Genomic DNA, 13,596 nt, shown 5'->3' with positions numbered 1-13,596 from the left:
GCGCACATGAAGTTCACCGACGGGTACTGGCAGCTGCGCCCCGGCGTCGAACCGCAATACCCCGTGCACGTCCGCGACGTCGAGGTCCGCGCCGACCGGCTCACGGTCTACGCGCCGGCCAAGCACATCGTGGAGCGCGGGGACACGCTCAACATGCCGTTGCTGACCGTGCGGTGCACGGCCCCGGCCCCGGACGTGATCGCAGTACGCATCACCCGGTACGCCGGCGGGGTCGACCGCGGCCCGCACTTCCGCGTCGAGGCCGACCCGGCCGCCTCGCCGAAGGTGACCCGCGACGAGGAGCACGCCACCTTCACCTCCGGCGAGCTGTCGGCCCGCTTCGCCCTCGGCGACGAGTGGCGGCTGGAGTTCACGGCCGGCGGCCGGGTCCTCACCACCAGCCCGCGCAAGGCGATGGCCGCGCTGACCACCGGCGACGGCCACTTCCTGCGCGAGCAGCTCGAGCTCGGCGTCGGCGAGACCGTCTACGGCCTCGGCGAGCGCTTCGGCCCGCTGGTGAAGAACGGCCAGACCGTCGACGTGTGGAACGCCGACGGCGGCACCAGCAGCGAGCAGGCGTACAAGAACGTGCCGTTCTACGTCACCAGCGGCGGCTACGGCGTGTTCGTCAACGACCCCGGCCCGGTCTCGTTCGAGGTCGGCTCCGAGGCGGTGTCGCGGGTCCAGTTCAGCACGCCGGGGCAGGTGCTGGAGTACCTGGTGGTGTACGGGCCGACGCCGAAGGACGTGCTGCGCAAGTACACCGCGCTCACCGGCCGCCCGGCGCTGCCGCCCGCGTGGTCGTTCGGGCTGTGGCTGTCCACGTCGTTCACCACGAACTACGACGAGGCCACCGTGACGTCCATCGTGGACGGCATGCACGAGCGCGGCCTGCCGCTGTCGGTGTTCCACTTCGACACGTTCTGGATGCGCGAGTTCCACTGGTGCGACTTCGAGTGGGACCCGGAGACGTTCCCGGACCCGGCCGGGATGCTGGCCCGGCTCAAGGCCAAGGGCCTGCACATCTGCGTGTGGATCAACCCGTACATCGCGCAGCGCTCCGCCCTCTTCGCCGAGGGCGCCGCGGCCGGGTACCTGGTCACCTACGCCAACGGCGACGTCTGGCAGTGGGACCGCTGGCAGGCCGGCATGGGCCTGGTCGACTTCACCAACCCCGAGGCCCGGGCCTGGTTCCAGGGCAAGCTCCGGGCCCTGCTCGACCTCGGCGTCGACGCGTTCAAGTCCGACTTCGGCGAGCGCATCCCCACCGACGTCGCCTGGCACGACGGCTCCGACCCGGTACGCATGCACAACTACTACACGCACCTGTACAACGAGGCCGTCTTCGAGGTGCTGCGCGAGCACCGCGGCGAGGGCGAAGCGGTGCTCTTCGCCCGCTCCGCGACCGCCGGCGGCCAGCAGTTCCCGGTCCACTGGGGCGGCGACTGCTCCTCCACCTTCCCGTCGATGGCCGAGAGCCTGCGCGGCGGGCTGTCCCTGGCGATGTCCGGGTTCGGCTTCTGGAGCCACGACATCGGCGGCTTCGAGGGCACCCCCGACCCGGCGGTGTTCATCCGCTGGATCCCGTTCGGGCTGCTGTCCTCGCACAGCCGGCTGCACGGCAACGAGTCCTACCGGGTGCCGTGGCTCTTCGGCGACGACGCCGTGGCGGTGCTGGGGGAGTTCACCCGGCTCAAGGCGCGGCTCATGCCGTACCTGTTCTCCGCCGCCGTCACCGCCCACCGCGAAGGGGTCCCGGTCCTGCGGCCGATGGCGCTGGAGTTCCCGGACGACCCGGCGTGCTCGCACCTCGACCGCCAGTACATGCTCGGCGACTCCATCCTCGTCGCCCCGGTGTTCAGCGCCGACGGCGACATCACGTTCTACCTGCCGGAGGGCCGCTGGACGGACCTGCGCGGCGGAGAGGTGCTGACCGGGCCGGGCTGGGTCCGGCGCCGGTACGGGATCGGCGACCTGCCGGTGCTCGTCCGGCCCGGCTCGGTCGTCGCACTGGGGGCGCACGACGACCGCCCCGACTACGAGTACGCCGACGGGGTGACGCTGCGCGTCTACGAGCTCGCCGACGGGGCGAGCACGACCGTCGAGGTCCCGACCCCACAGGGCCGGCCCGCCGCCACGTTCACCGTGCGCCGGACCGGATCCGTCGTCGAGGTGCGCCGCGGCGGGAGCGCGGCGCCCTGGCGGGTGCAGCTGGCCGGCGTCGCCACGGTGGCGACCGTCGACGCCGGCCGGCTGGCTCCCGCCGGCCCAGAGTCCACCGGCGTCCTCATCGAGGCGGACGCCGGCACGGAACAGGTGATCGTGCACCTCCATTAGCTGGGAGGCACCGCATGCACAGGCGACTGACTGTCGCGACCCTCGCCGTCCTACTCGCCCCCGCCCTGGCGCCCACCGGCGCCGGGGCGGCACCCCCACCGGAGGCCTTCCGCAACCCCCGCCTGCCGATGGCGGTCCGGGTCGACGACCTCGTCGCCCGGCTCACCCTCGACGAGAAGATCTCGCTGCTGCACCAGTACCAGCCCGCCATCCCGCGGCTGGGCATCGGGCTGTTCAAGGCCGGGACCGAGGCCCTGCACGGCGTGGCCTGGTCCAACGACTACCACGACAACGGCAACGTCGTCACCGCCCCGGCGACGCAGTACCCGCAGGCGATCGGCCTGGCCAGCACGTGGGACCCGGCGCTGCTCGACCGCGTCGGCTCCGCGGTCGGCGACGAGGCCCGCGGCCTGCACGCGAGCAACCCCGACGTGTTCGGGCTCAACCTGTGGGCGCCCGTCGTCAACCCGCTGCGGGACCCGCGCTGGGGCCGCAACGAGGAGGGCTACAGCGAGGACCCGTGGCTCACGGGACAGCTCGCCGTCGCGTACGCGGGCGGCCTGTCCGGCCACGACCCGCTGTACCTCAAGACCGCCCCGACCCTCAAGCACTACCTCGCGTACAACAACGAGGCCCACCGCGACACCGCGTCGGCGTCGGTGCCGCCCCGCGTGCTGCACGAGTACGACGAGACCGCCTTCCGTATCCCGCTGCAGGCCGGCGCGGCCACGGGCGTGATGCCCTCCTACAACCTCGTCAACGGCCGCCCCAACACGGTCAGCCCCGACCTCGACGCGATCCGCGACTGGAGCCGGTACCCGCTGTTCAACCCCAGCGACGCCGGCGCGCCCGGCAACCTCACCGGCTCCGAGCACTACTTCGCCACCCAGGCCGAGGCCGACGCCGCCGCCGTCAAGGCCGGCCTCAACAGCTTCACCCAGGACAACACCAACCCGGACGCGACCGTCGCCGCGATCCGCACCGCGCTGGACCAGGGGCTGCTCACCGTCGCCGACATCGACGACGCCGTGAAGCAGAACCTGTGGCTGCGCTTCCGCCTCGGCGAGTTCGACCCCGGCGGCGGACCCTTCGGCCGGGTCACCCCGTCCGTGGCCGACAACCAGCGGCTGGCCCGCCAGAGCGTGGCGGAGTCGGCGGTACTGCTGAAGAACTCCGGCGTCCTCCCGCTGCGCCCGGGCGGCAAGGTCGCCGTCGTCGGCCCGCTCGCCGACACTGTCTACAGCGACTGGTACGGCGGCGCCGCCCCCTACGCGGTGACCCCCCGGGAGGGCATCGCCGAGCGCTCGCAGGTCGCGTTCAGCGAGGGCGTCGACCGCATCGCGCTCAGGCAGGCCGGCACCGGCCGGTACGTCGTCGGCGACAGCGGCCTGCTCGCGGCCACCGGGGCGAGCGCGACCGCCGGCGCGCAGTACGACGTGTTCGACTGGGGCGCCGGGATCGTCACCCTGCGCAACGCGGCCAACGGCAAGACCGTCGGCTACAACTGGTCCGGCTTCGCCGCCGACCAGGCCCAGCCCAACGGCTGGTTCGTCCAGCAGCAGTTCAAGCTGGAGCCCCGGCCCGACGGCAACGTCGTGCTGCGCTACGCCGGCTACGAGTCGGCGTTCGACTGGGCGCCGTCGTACCGCAACCCGTACGTCGTCGTCCAGCCCGACGGCACCCTGAACCTCGGGGCCGCCACCGCCGACACAGCGACCGAGTTCACCCGCGAGGTGATCAGCTCCGGCGTCGACGCGGCCGCCGCCGCGGCCAAGGGTGCCGACGCGGCAGTGGTCGTGGTCGGCTCCATGCCGTTCATCAACGGCCGCGAGGACCACGACCGCACCGACCTCGAGCTCGCCGCCGGGCAGGAGGCGATCGTGCGCGCGGTCAAGGCCGCGAACCCGAACACCGTCGTGGTCGTCGAGAACAGCTACCCGACCGCGCTGAACTGGGAGCAGGCCAACGCCCCGGCCCTGCTGTGGACCAGCCACGCCGGGCAGGAGACCGGGCACGGGCTCGCCGACGTGCTCTACGGCGACCGCAACCCGGCCGGCCGGCTGACCCAGACGTGGTACCGCACCGCCGACGGGCTGCCGTCCATCATGGACTACGACATCATCGGCTCCGGGCGGACCTACCAGTACTCCACCGTGGACCCGCTCTACCCGATGGGCTACGGCCTGTCGTACACCACGTTCCACTATGGACGCGTCCAGCTCAGCGCGCCCGCGATGGACGACCGCGGCACGGTGCAGGTCACGCTCGACGTCACCAACACCGGGACCCGGGCCGGCGACGAGGTCGTGCAGCTCTACACGCACCAGCAGCAGTCCCGGGTGCCCCAGCCCGTCAAGGCGTTGCGGGGCTTTCAGCGGGTACACCTGGAGGCCGGTCAGACGAAACGGGTGACCTTCAGTCTGGCCGCGACGGATCTGCGGTTCTGGGACGTGACCCGGGACCGCTGGGTCGTCGAGGACGCGACGCACGACATCCTCGTGGGCGCCTCCTCGGCCGACATCCGGGCCACCGCGCAGCTGCGCGTGCGCGGCGACACGATCCCGCCGCGGGATCTGCGCTCGGTGCGGGCCGCGAACTTCGACGCGTACTCGGGCACGACGCTCGTGGACGAGTCGAAGACGTCCGGTACCGCGGTCGCGGCGACCGGGGCCGGGCAGTGGCTGCGCTACGCCGGCGCCGACGTGCGGGGCGGCACGTTCACGGCCCGCACCGCGGGCCCGGGGACGACGCTGCAGGTGCGGCTGGACGATCCCGTGCACGGCCGGCTGCTGGCGACGGTGAACCTTCCGGCCACCGCGGACGTGTACACCTATGCCGACGTCAGTGCACGGCTGCCCCGGGTGTCGGGGCGGCACGACGTGTACCTGGTGTTCGGCGGCTCCGCGCGGTTGTCGACCTTCTCGCTGCGCTGATGTGAACCGGGGCCGGCGTCGCGTGTGGGGTGGCGCCGGCCCTATCTCTCGCTACTTCTGCCAGCTTCGTATGCCGTTCTCTCGCTACTTCTGCCAGCTTCGTGTGCCGTTCTCTCGCTACTTCTGCCAGCTTCGTATGCCGTTCTCTCGCTACTTCTGCCAGCCTCGTGTGCCGTTCTCTCGCTACTTCAGCCAGCTTCGTATGCCGTCGAACGCGCCCGCCCCGACGTCGCTGGCCAGGTCCGCGATGGTGACGTCGCGCAGGGCCGCGCGCCAGGCGTCGTCGGCGGCCATCATCGCGCGGTGCACCGGGCACGGCGCCGTGCACGCCTCGGCGGGGGTGGCCAGCGGGCCGCGCTGGCGGATCTCGGTACACACGAAGGCCGGCCGCGCCCCGTCGACCGCCGTGACGACGTCCAGCACGGTGATATTCGCCGGATCCCGGGTAAGCGCATACCCGCCGGAGTGGCCCTGCACCGAGTGGATCAGCCCGGCGCGGGCGAGGGCCTGCAGCTGCTTGGCCAGGTAGCTGCCCGAGACGTCGTGCAGCTCGGCCAGGCGCGCCGCGGGCACGGGCTCCGGCGCCGCGGTCAGCACCACGCAGCAGTGCAGCGCCCACTCGACGCCGCCCGACATCTTCACCCGCCCATCGTACTTGACTCGGATAGGTGGTGTCCGAGTACAGTTGTTCTCGGATAAAAGTTGTCCGAGTTACTCGGGAGGTCACAGTCATGAAGGTTGTCGTCTTCGGCGGCACGGGGCTCATCGGCCGCAAGCTGATCGCCCTGCTGGAGCAGGCCGGCCACGAGGCGGTGTCAGCGTCACCGAGCTCGGGCGTGGACACCATCGCGGGCGTAGGCCTGGACGAGGTCCTGGCGGGCGCGGAGGTGAGCGTGGACGTCACCAACTCGCCGTCGTTCGCCCCCGACGACGTGCTCGCGTTCTTCACGACGTCGACCACGAACCTGCTGGCCGCGGCGGCCCGGGCGGGCGTGGGGCACTACGTGGCCCTGTCGATCGTGGGCGCGGACCGCGAGCCGGACAGCGGGTACCTGCGGGCGAAGGTCGCGCAGGAGGGGCTCATCGCGGCGGCCCCGGTGCCGTACACCATCCTGCGGGCCACGCAGTTCTTCGAGTTCGCCGCGGGCATCGCCGCGTCGTCGGCCGGCCCGGACGGCACGCTGCACCTGACCCCGGCCAAACTGCAGCCGGTGGCAGCGGACGACGTGGCGGCAACACTGGCCGACGTCGTGCAGAGCGAGCCGGCGAAGGGGATCGTAGAGTTGGGCGGCCCGGAGAAGATCGGCCTGGACGACTTCGTACGCCGCGCCGTCACGTCAACCCAGACGGTGGTGACGGACCCGACAGCCCCGTACTTCGGCGCGGTGATCACCGACGACTCCCTGGTAACAGCCCCGGGCGCCCACATCGGCGAAATCACGTACAACGAATGGCTGGCGTCGCGCTGACCCAGCGTCCCTGCGGTTGTCACCCTCCGCGTTTTCGTCAAGATCGGACTTTTCCGGGACCGGTACCGTCTTGGGTAACGGAACGGCACGGCGGGCGTGGGGGTCTCGGGCGGCTTTCCGCTCTCGCGGCGTTGGTCCGGCTGGGCGGGGTTGGGGTCGACTTCGCGGCTCGTACGCGCGGGTAACCGCGAGACGGTTCGTGATCTTGCCCCTGACCTGGGGCGGCTCGGGGGCTCGGCCGGTTTGCTCGCCCTGACGTCGGCGGTTGGGCGGTTCGGCCGGAGCGGTGGTTCGGGGTCCGGGGGCTTGCGCTGCTTGCGTGTCAGTCGCCAGTAGTGCTCAGTAGTCGACTATAGTTGTCGGTGTGAACTTGAAGGAATGGGCAGCGGCCACGGGTATCTCGTACGCGACAGCACGTCGGCGTTACGAGTCCGGAACGCTGCCCGTTCCCGCGTACCGTCTTGGCAGGCTGATCATGGTGGGCGAGCCGCTGACCGGCGCGACCACCGGTATCGGACAGACCGTGGTGTATGCCCGAGTGTCCTCGGCAGACCAGAAGCCGGACCTGGACCGGCAGGTCGCCCGGGTGACCGTCTGGGTCACGGGCCAGAAACTCGCCGTGGATCGGGTGGTGACCGAGGTCGGGTCAGCGCTCAACGGGCACCGCAAGAAGTTCCTCGCCCTGCTGCGCGACCCGGCGGTGTCGACCATCGTGGTCGAGCACCGTGACCGGTTCGCCCGCTTCGGCGCTGAGTACGTCGAAGCCGCCTTGGCGGCGCAGGGCCGTCGCCTGCTCGTGGTCGATCCGGCCGAGGTCGATGACGACCTGGTCCGCGACGTGACCGAGATCCTGACGTCGTTGTGCGCCCGGCTCTACGGCCGCCGGGCCGCAGCCAGCCGGGCACGCCGGGCCGTCGAAGCGTCAGCCGAGGACCCGACGTGAAGACGATCCAGGCGTACCGATTCGCGCTCGACCTCACCCCGAGCCAGGAACGCGACTTGCTGGCGCATACCGGAGCTGCCCGGGTTGCCCACAACTGGGCACTCGCGAAGGTCAAGGCGGTGATGGAGCAGCGCACGGCCGAACGCTCGTACGGTGTGCCGGACGAACTGTTGACACCGTCGCTGTCGTGGTCGCTTGCCGGGCTGCGTAAGGCGTGGAACGCCGCGAAGTCCGATGCTGCGCCGTGGTGGACCGAGGTGTCCAAAGAAGCGTTCAACACCGGCCTGGACGCCCTCGCGCGCGGCTTGAAGAACTGGGCCGACTCCCGCAGCGGCAAGCGCGCCGGACGGCCGGTCGGTTTTCCCCGGTTCAAGTCCCGTCGGCGCACCACACCCAGCGTGCGGTTCACGACCGGCGCGATCCGGGTCGAGCCGGACCGGACGCATGTGGTCCTGCCCCGGCTGGGTCGGCTGAAGCTGCACGAGTCCGCCCGCAAACTCGCCCGTCGCCTCGACAATGGCACCGCCCGGATCATGTCCGCCACGGCGCGGCGTGACGGCGGACGCTGGCACGTGTCGTTCACCGTCGAGGTCGAACACGCCGAACGCCGCCCGGCCCCGCAGGATTCCGTGGTCGGCGTGGACGTCGGAATCAAACACCTTGCGGTGTTGTCGACGGGCGAACTCGTCGATAATCCCCGACACCTCGTGACCGCGCAGCAGCAGATGCGGGCACTCGGCCGGGCGCTGTCCCGCAAGACCGGGCCGGACCGACGCATCGGGCGGCGGCCGTCGAAACGGTGGGAACGCGCAGCGGCCCGGCTCGGCCGCGCCCATGCCCGGGTGGCGAACCTGCGCCGCGACGGCCTGCACAAGCTCACCACCCGGCTGGCACGCGAGCACGGCACGGTCGTGGTCGAAGACCTCAACGTCACAGGCATGCTCGCCAACCGCAAGCTGGCTCGGCACATCACCGACGCCGGCTTCGCCGAGATCCGCCGCCAACTGGCGTACAAAACCGACTGGAACGGTGGGCGTCTTCTGATCGCCGACCGTTGGTACCCGTCGTCGAAAACCTGCTCTGGTTGCGGCACAGTGAAATCCAAGCTGTCCCTGGCGGAGCGTGAATTTTGCTGTGAGGCGTGCGGTCTGGTCATCGACCGGGACCGCAACGCCGCCCTGAACCTAGCCGCGCTCGCGGCTGAATTCGACACCGCCGGGAGTGGCCCGGCGGCTGGACGTGGAGCCGACCAGAAGACCCGCGTACGCGGGCAGGTGGCTGCGAAACGTCAACCCGGCACGGCATCAGCCGGTCAGACCGGGACCGTCCCGCCGCAAGGCAGGACTACTGATCGTGTGCTTGCTAAAGCACACTGAAAGGTAACGGTTTGGGGTTTGCTGGCCCTGAACCCCTGAAGGTTCGGGGTTTGCTAGCCCGCCTCTTTCACGATGGGTTGATCATGTTGAGGTGACGGCCGGCTGGGTCGGGCTGGTGACCTGGGCAGCTTGGGGTGCCCGATGCTGGGATCGGGGTCCTCCGCGGCCCTTTCGGTTGGTGGGATTGACTTCCTGGTTCAGGTGATCGGCCGTGGGAGTGCGGCGATCCGGGTGAAGGCGTCGGCCAGATCTGTTGTCCAGGGCCAGTTTTCGGCGATGCGGAGCCGGGTCCGGCGGCCGCTGCGGGTGACCCGTGCGGCGACGTGCAGGAGCCGGTAGCGCAGCTTCTTCGGTTCGGCGGCGGCCAGTTCGTGGTGCAGCAGCAGGGTTTTGGTCCAGGCGAGGAGGTCGATGGCGGTCAGGGCGAGTTCGAGCCAGGCGGCGTTGATGGCGAAGTCGCGGGAGGGGAAGCGGCCCAGACCGGTCTGTTTGCCGCAGCGGATGCGGTCTTCGACCCGGGCGTGGGCGCGGTGACGGGCTTCGCGGTATTGGATCGGGCCGTGCCCGTAGGGGGTGTCGGTGATGACGAGTTGGTGGCGCCAGCCGACGATGTGGTCGAACAGCGACAGTTGGGCGCCGGGGTGCGGCAGTTCGCGGCGGACGATGACGCGGGTGCCGTCGGGGTGGGCGGTGGTGTCGATGAGGTCGGTAATCTCGCAGATCTCGGCGTGGTCGCGCAGGTCGGCGTCCTGGTCGAGGGCCGGGATCCACAGGTCCGGCTCGTCGATGATGCGGGCGAGGACGGCGCGGACGGGTTCGGTGATGGCGAGGCCGACGGAGAAGCGGATGTCCAGGCCCTGAGTCCGTAGCGCGCGGATGTGGGCCAGGACCTGGCTGCTGGAGCCGGCGGTGTCGGCGCGGACCAGGATCGGCTGGCCGTGGCGGTGCGGGTCGGGGATCTGGGCCAGGCAGGCGTCGAGGACGGCGATGTGGTCGGCGGTGGTGTTGCTGCCGGCGTTGCCGGGCCGCAGGATGCCGGCGAGGGCCTCGTTGGTGTTGTCCAGGAACCCGAAGATCGGGTGGTAGCCGAACGTGTGCTTGAACGTCGGCGCGGCCTGCTCTTTCTCGGAGTGGCAGAGCACCACGCTGGCGTCGATGTCGATGACCAGACCGGGGATGTCGCGGCCGGCGGCCCGTGCGGCCGGGATCACCCGGCCGGTCTCGGTGGCCTGCGCCCAGGCCAGTTCCCGGGCTTGGGCCCGGGCGGCGCGTAGTGCGGCCAGTTGCGCCTCGCCGGTGCCGGCCAGGACCCGCCACGCGGTCGGGGTCGAGGCGACCGGCCCGAACACGGCCGGCTGCTGACGCAGCACGGCCAGATCGCTGATGCTCTGCCCGCCGTCGGCGAGCATCACCGCCACGTCGACAGCGACGCGACCCGGGTCGTGGCCGGTGTCCCGCCGCCGCAACCCTGTCAGGGCGTCGCTGAACGCCTGGGTCAGACCTGTGGCGTCAGCGAGGTCGGCCAGGAGCCGGGTCCCGGCGTGGGAGACCACGCCGGCGCCGTCTGCAGTGACGGTGAGTTTCGGTCGGGTCCGGGTAACCTGCATCCAGAAAGTGCCTTCCGTACGGGCGTGATGAGACCTTCGACAAGCCTCATTGTCCCAGTTCAGAAGGCACTTTCGCGTTTCACGTCCATCTCGTGAATCACCGATCCTGAAACGCCCGGGCTAGCCCTGAAGGTTCGGGGTTTGCTAGCCCTGACGTCGTCGGCTTCCTTGCCTCTGGCCTCGCCATCGCGGCTGTCGCTTGGCGATGCCGGGTTGGCATTTTCGGTCGGCGACTGCGGGGCTGGCTTGGGCGGGCGCTGGGCGGCGTGTGCCGGGCTGGCTTGGGCGGCGTCTGCCGGGCGCGTGCTGGGCAGGTGTGCGCCGGGCAGGTGTGCGCCCGGCTGGCCCGGGTGGGCGCTGGCAGGTGTGCGCCCGGCTGGCCCGGGTGGGCGCTGGCAGGTGCGTGCCGGGTTGGCCTGGGCGGGTGCTGGGCAAATACACGCTGGCCCGAGCGCCCAAGCGCCCGAGCGCCCGCGCGCCGGCGTGGGCTGGCGTCGTCCGCGCGGGCCGGCGTCGTCGGGGACGGCACCCGGCCGGTGTTGTCAGGGAGGGCACCCGCGAGGGGGGTGAATCGGCAGTCCGTCGGCGCCCCGGTGAGAGTTGAATCCGGGCGGGATTTTGCACACAGCGCACACGCGTCTTCGTCGGTGACCTCGGAGTTCTGGCGCCAAACTCCGTAATTGATCTTGCTGGTCATGCGCCTCGGTGGAGGGCTCGCCGGCTTCGGACGTCGTCCTTGTGCTCCGGCCATCGCGTGATTGATCCAGCGGTCGGGGCGTGCATCCGCCAGCGATGTCGCTTCGGCGTCGTTGCGGCAGGCGCCCAGTTCGGGTCTACGACGGCTGAGAATCCCCAAACGCCGCCGGCAACGGATACTGGTCGACAACGACTCACCGACGACGGAAAGCAGATGCGCCCTACCCTGTTCACCATCGACCAGCCCGGGCCCGGACGGCTCAGCACCATGGCCAAACCCCGCGGCGGCGACTGGCTCACCGACGAACTGACCGCACTACGCGCGGCCGGCGTCGATATTCTCGTGTGCGCGCTCACCGCCGCCGAAATCCACGAAGTGGACCTCGCCGACGAGTCCGACGCCGCCAGGGACGCCGGTCTGGAGTTCGTGTCCATCCCGATCCCCGACCGTGACGTTCCCGATCCGGCCGCCGTTCTGCCCGAGCTGAGACGGCTCGCCGGGCGGCTTCGCGCCGGGGACCACGTCGTCACCCACTGCCGGTTCGGTATCGGCCGCGCATCGCTGCTCGCCGCCGGGATCCTCGTCCTCGGCGGTGTCACGGCAGAAGCAGCGTGGCAGCGGCTCGAACGAGCCCGTGGCCACGCCGTTCCCGACACCCCCGCACAGCGCGCATGGCCGATCAAGCTCCTCACCCCGCCAGCGCGGAGCTGACGGCCGGCCGCAGCGCTGGGCAAGATTGGGTGGTGCTGCCCGCCGACAGTCATGTGCACAGCGAATGGTCCTGGGACGCTCCGCTGGCCTCGATGGAACGAACCTGCGCGGAGGCGACACGACTCGGGCTTGCGGCTATCGCCTTCACCGAACACCTCGACCACACGGTCTGGCCCGTCGCCGTCGACGGACCGTACGTGAACGAGCACCTCACCGCGCTGTCTGCGGCGGACGGGCCCGCCTTCCGCTGTACCCGGCCATCCTGACCTGGTGGCACGAGGAGGGCGGGGACGCGGTGACCTTCGGCAGCGACGCCCATCTGCCCGCGGCCGTCGGGCACGGGTTCAAGGCGGCGGTCCGGATGGCGCAAGCCCATGGATTCCGGCCCGGCCGCCGGCCGCACGACTTCTGGCCCCGGGTGGATTGACGCTGAGCAGGAGCGAACGCAGAGCGCGGTCAGAGGTACGCGGTGCGGTCGTACGCCAGGCCCGCCTCGCGGAAGACCAGGCCGGCGCTGCCGTTCCTGGGATCCCAGAGGTCCTCGTTGGCCGCGAGCGCGCGCAGGTACACGCAACGTTGCTCCGGTGGCAGGGCCTTCAGCAGGACGCCCCAGTCGCTGCGGGCCGTGTGGATCGACGCGATCGGGGCCAGCGCCAGCGCGGCCTCCAGCAGCCGTGAGGGGTCCGGCACGCGCGCCACGGCGGCGGCGATCAAGGGGATGCGCATGCGCTGCGGGAACTGGGGCGGTTTGACGGTGAACCAGGTGTCGATCGCGGCCGGGTTCGCCAGGGCGGTCAGGATCTCCTCCGTCGCGGCCTCGTCGTCGGCCAGGGCCGGGGCCAGCGCCGCGCAGGCTCGCACGCCCGGGTGGGGGTCCGACAGGAAGGCGCGCGGGGACAGGCCCAGGTCGCCCAGGGCCAGAACCAGCGCCGCCCGTTCGTCGGCGTCGGCGGCGTCCGCGGCCCGGGCCGCGAGTGCCTCGGCCGGGCTCGCGGTGCCGGGCGGCAGGGCCGTGGCGCAGGCCGCGACGGTGGCGGCCGCCGCAGCGCGTACCGTCGCGTCGGCATCGGCCAAGGCGGCCCGCGCCGTGGTGAGCAGCGCCGGGACGACCGAGCGGCAGCCGGCGATCGCGCGGGTGTAGACCGTGTCACCGAGCTCGCCGTAGATCGTCTCGTCGTCGTCGGCCTCGAGGGCGGCGGCCAGGCGCGCGTCGGCGTCCGGCGGCTCCACGAAACCGGTCAGGTCCAGGCTCGGCTGGGCCGCATGCGCGACCGCGGTCAGGAAGTTGAGCAGGTTGGCGCGTACGGCCGGGTCGGGCACGCCGCCGAGCAGGGCCGCGACCGCCAGGGCCGCCGGCGGGGTCGCGGTCCACGGGGTGCCCTGGTGGATGATCGCGCCCCACAGGTGCTGCTGCGCGGCGTGCAGGGCGTCGGGGTCCGTGCCGGTCAGGGCGGTCAGGTGGGCCGGAGTGTCGAGGGCGCGGCCGTACGCGTGCAGCAGCATCCCGTAGTCGGTCACGTGCG

At 71.3% G+C, this 13,596-nt stretch carries 10 protein-coding genes; 7 read left to right on the top strand and 3 right to left on the bottom strand.

Features of this window, described 5'->3' with window-relative positions; translation table 11 throughout:
* The first annotated feature begins 6 nt into the window (after positions 1 to 6).
* Both yicI and ACPPVO_RS38080 read left to right on the top strand, forming a co-directional pair.
* Positions 7 to 2,337: an alpha-xylosidase gene (yicI, locus tag ACPPVO_RS38085; RefSeq protein WP_426503416.1), complete on the top strand. Its 2,331-nt coding sequence runs from the start codon at positions 7 to 9 to the stop codon at positions 2,335 to 2,337.
* A gap of 14 nt (positions 2,338 to 2,351) precedes the next feature.
* Complete coding sequence (locus tag ACPPVO_RS38080) at positions 2,352 to 5,270, top strand: glycoside hydrolase family 3 C-terminal domain-containing protein (protein WP_426503415.1); 2,919 nt, start codon at positions 2,352 to 2,354, stop codon at positions 5,268 to 5,270.
* A 183-nt stretch (positions 5,271 to 5,453) separates the two neighbouring features.
* On the opposite strand, the gene ACPPVO_RS38075 is transcribed toward ACPPVO_RS38080, so the two are convergent.
* A complete protein-coding gene (locus ACPPVO_RS38075; protein WP_426514773.1) occupies positions 5,454 to 5,906 on the bottom strand; it encodes an RrF2 family transcriptional regulator in 453 nt (150 codons plus the stop codon).
* A gap of 95 nt (positions 5,907 to 6,001) precedes the next feature.
* On the opposite strand from ACPPVO_RS38075, the gene ACPPVO_RS38070 reads away from it, so the two are divergent.
* The 3 genes from ACPPVO_RS38070 to tnpB all read left to right on the top strand — a co-directional run bounded on the left by ACPPVO_RS38070 (position 6,002) and on the right by tnpB (position 9,058).
* Positions 6,002 to 6,739 carry an SDR family oxidoreductase gene (locus ACPPVO_RS38070; protein ID WP_426503414.1) on the top strand — a complete coding sequence of 246 codons (738 nt, stop codon included), beginning with the start codon at positions 6,002 to 6,004 and terminating at the stop codon, positions 6,737 to 6,739.
* A gap of 364 nt (positions 6,740 to 7,103) precedes the next feature.
* Positions 7,104 to 7,682: an IS607 family transposase gene (locus ACPPVO_RS38065; RefSeq protein WP_426502595.1), complete on the top strand. Its 579-nt coding sequence runs from the start codon at positions 7,104 to 7,106 to the stop codon at positions 7,680 to 7,682.
* The gene (gene tnpB / locus ACPPVO_RS38060) at positions 7,679 to 9,058 is read left to right on the top strand and encodes an IS607 family element RNA-guided endonuclease TnpB (protein WP_426502596.1); all 1,380 of its coding nucleotides are present in this window, start codon (positions 7,679 to 7,681) and stop codon (positions 9,056 to 9,058) included. Before ACPPVO_RS38065 ends, tnpB begins: the two co-directional genes overlap by 4 nt.
* 197 nt (positions 9,059 to 9,255) lie before the next feature.
* Here tnpB and ACPPVO_RS38055 read toward each other — a convergent pair whose 3' ends face one another.
* The gene (locus ACPPVO_RS38055; RefSeq protein WP_426503413.1) at positions 9,256 to 10,665 is read right to left on the bottom strand and encodes an IS1380 family transposase; all 1,410 of its coding nucleotides are present in this window, start codon (positions 10,663 to 10,665) and stop codon (positions 9,256 to 9,258) included.
* A gap of 910 nt (positions 10,666 to 11,575) precedes the next feature.
* Between ACPPVO_RS38055 and ACPPVO_RS38050 the strand changes: the two genes are divergently transcribed.
* Positions 11,576 to 12,073 carry a protein-tyrosine phosphatase family protein gene (locus ACPPVO_RS38050; protein WP_426503412.1) on the top strand — a complete coding sequence of 166 codons (498 nt, stop codon included), beginning with the start codon at positions 11,576 to 11,578 and terminating at the stop codon, positions 12,071 to 12,073.
* A gap of 32 nt (positions 12,074 to 12,105) precedes the next feature.
* On the top strand, positions 12,106 to 12,339 hold the full coding sequence (locus ACPPVO_RS38045; RefSeq protein WP_426503411.1) for a PHP domain-containing protein: 234 nt from the start codon (positions 12,106 to 12,108) through the stop codon (positions 12,337 to 12,339).
* A gap of 190 nt (positions 12,340 to 12,529) precedes the next feature.
* On the opposite strand, the gene ACPPVO_RS38040 is transcribed toward ACPPVO_RS38045, so the two are convergent.
* A complete protein-coding gene (locus ACPPVO_RS38040; protein ID WP_426503410.1) occupies positions 12,530 to 13,591 on the bottom strand; it encodes a hypothetical protein in 1,062 nt (353 codons plus the stop codon).
* Positions 13,592 to 13,596: the final 5 nt, after the last annotated feature.

This window comes from Dactylosporangium sp. McL0621 (assembly GCF_049995355.1).
Classification (GTDB): domain Bacteria; phylum Actinomycetota; class Actinomycetes; order Mycobacteriales; family Micromonosporaceae; genus Dactylosporangium.
The sequence above is the reverse complement of the archived record's forward strand: the minus strand, read 5'-3'. Positions and strand labels throughout refer to the sequence as shown.

Coding starts and splice junctions, on each gene's coding strand:
- yicI (WP_426503416.1), top strand. CDS start 7: ATGAAGTTCACCGACGGGTACTGGCAGCTGCGCCCCGGCGTCGAACCG.
- ACPPVO_RS38080 (WP_426503415.1), top strand. CDS start 2,352: ATGCACAGGCGACTGACTGTCGCGACCCTCGCCGTCCTACTCGCCCCC.
- ACPPVO_RS38075 (WP_426514773.1), bottom strand. CDS start 5,906: ATGTCGGGCGGCGTCGAGTGGGCGCTGCACTGCTGCGTGGTGCTGACC.
- ACPPVO_RS38070 (WP_426503414.1), top strand. CDS start 6,002: ATGAAGGTTGTCGTCTTCGGCGGCACGGGGCTCATCGGCCGCAAGCTG.
- ACPPVO_RS38055 (WP_426503413.1), bottom strand. CDS start 10,665: ATGCAGGTTACCCGGACCCGACCGAAACTCACCGTCACTGCAGACGGC.
- ACPPVO_RS38050 (WP_426503412.1), top strand. CDS start 11,576: ATGCGCCCTACCCTGTTCACCATCGACCAGCCCGGGCCCGGACGGCTC.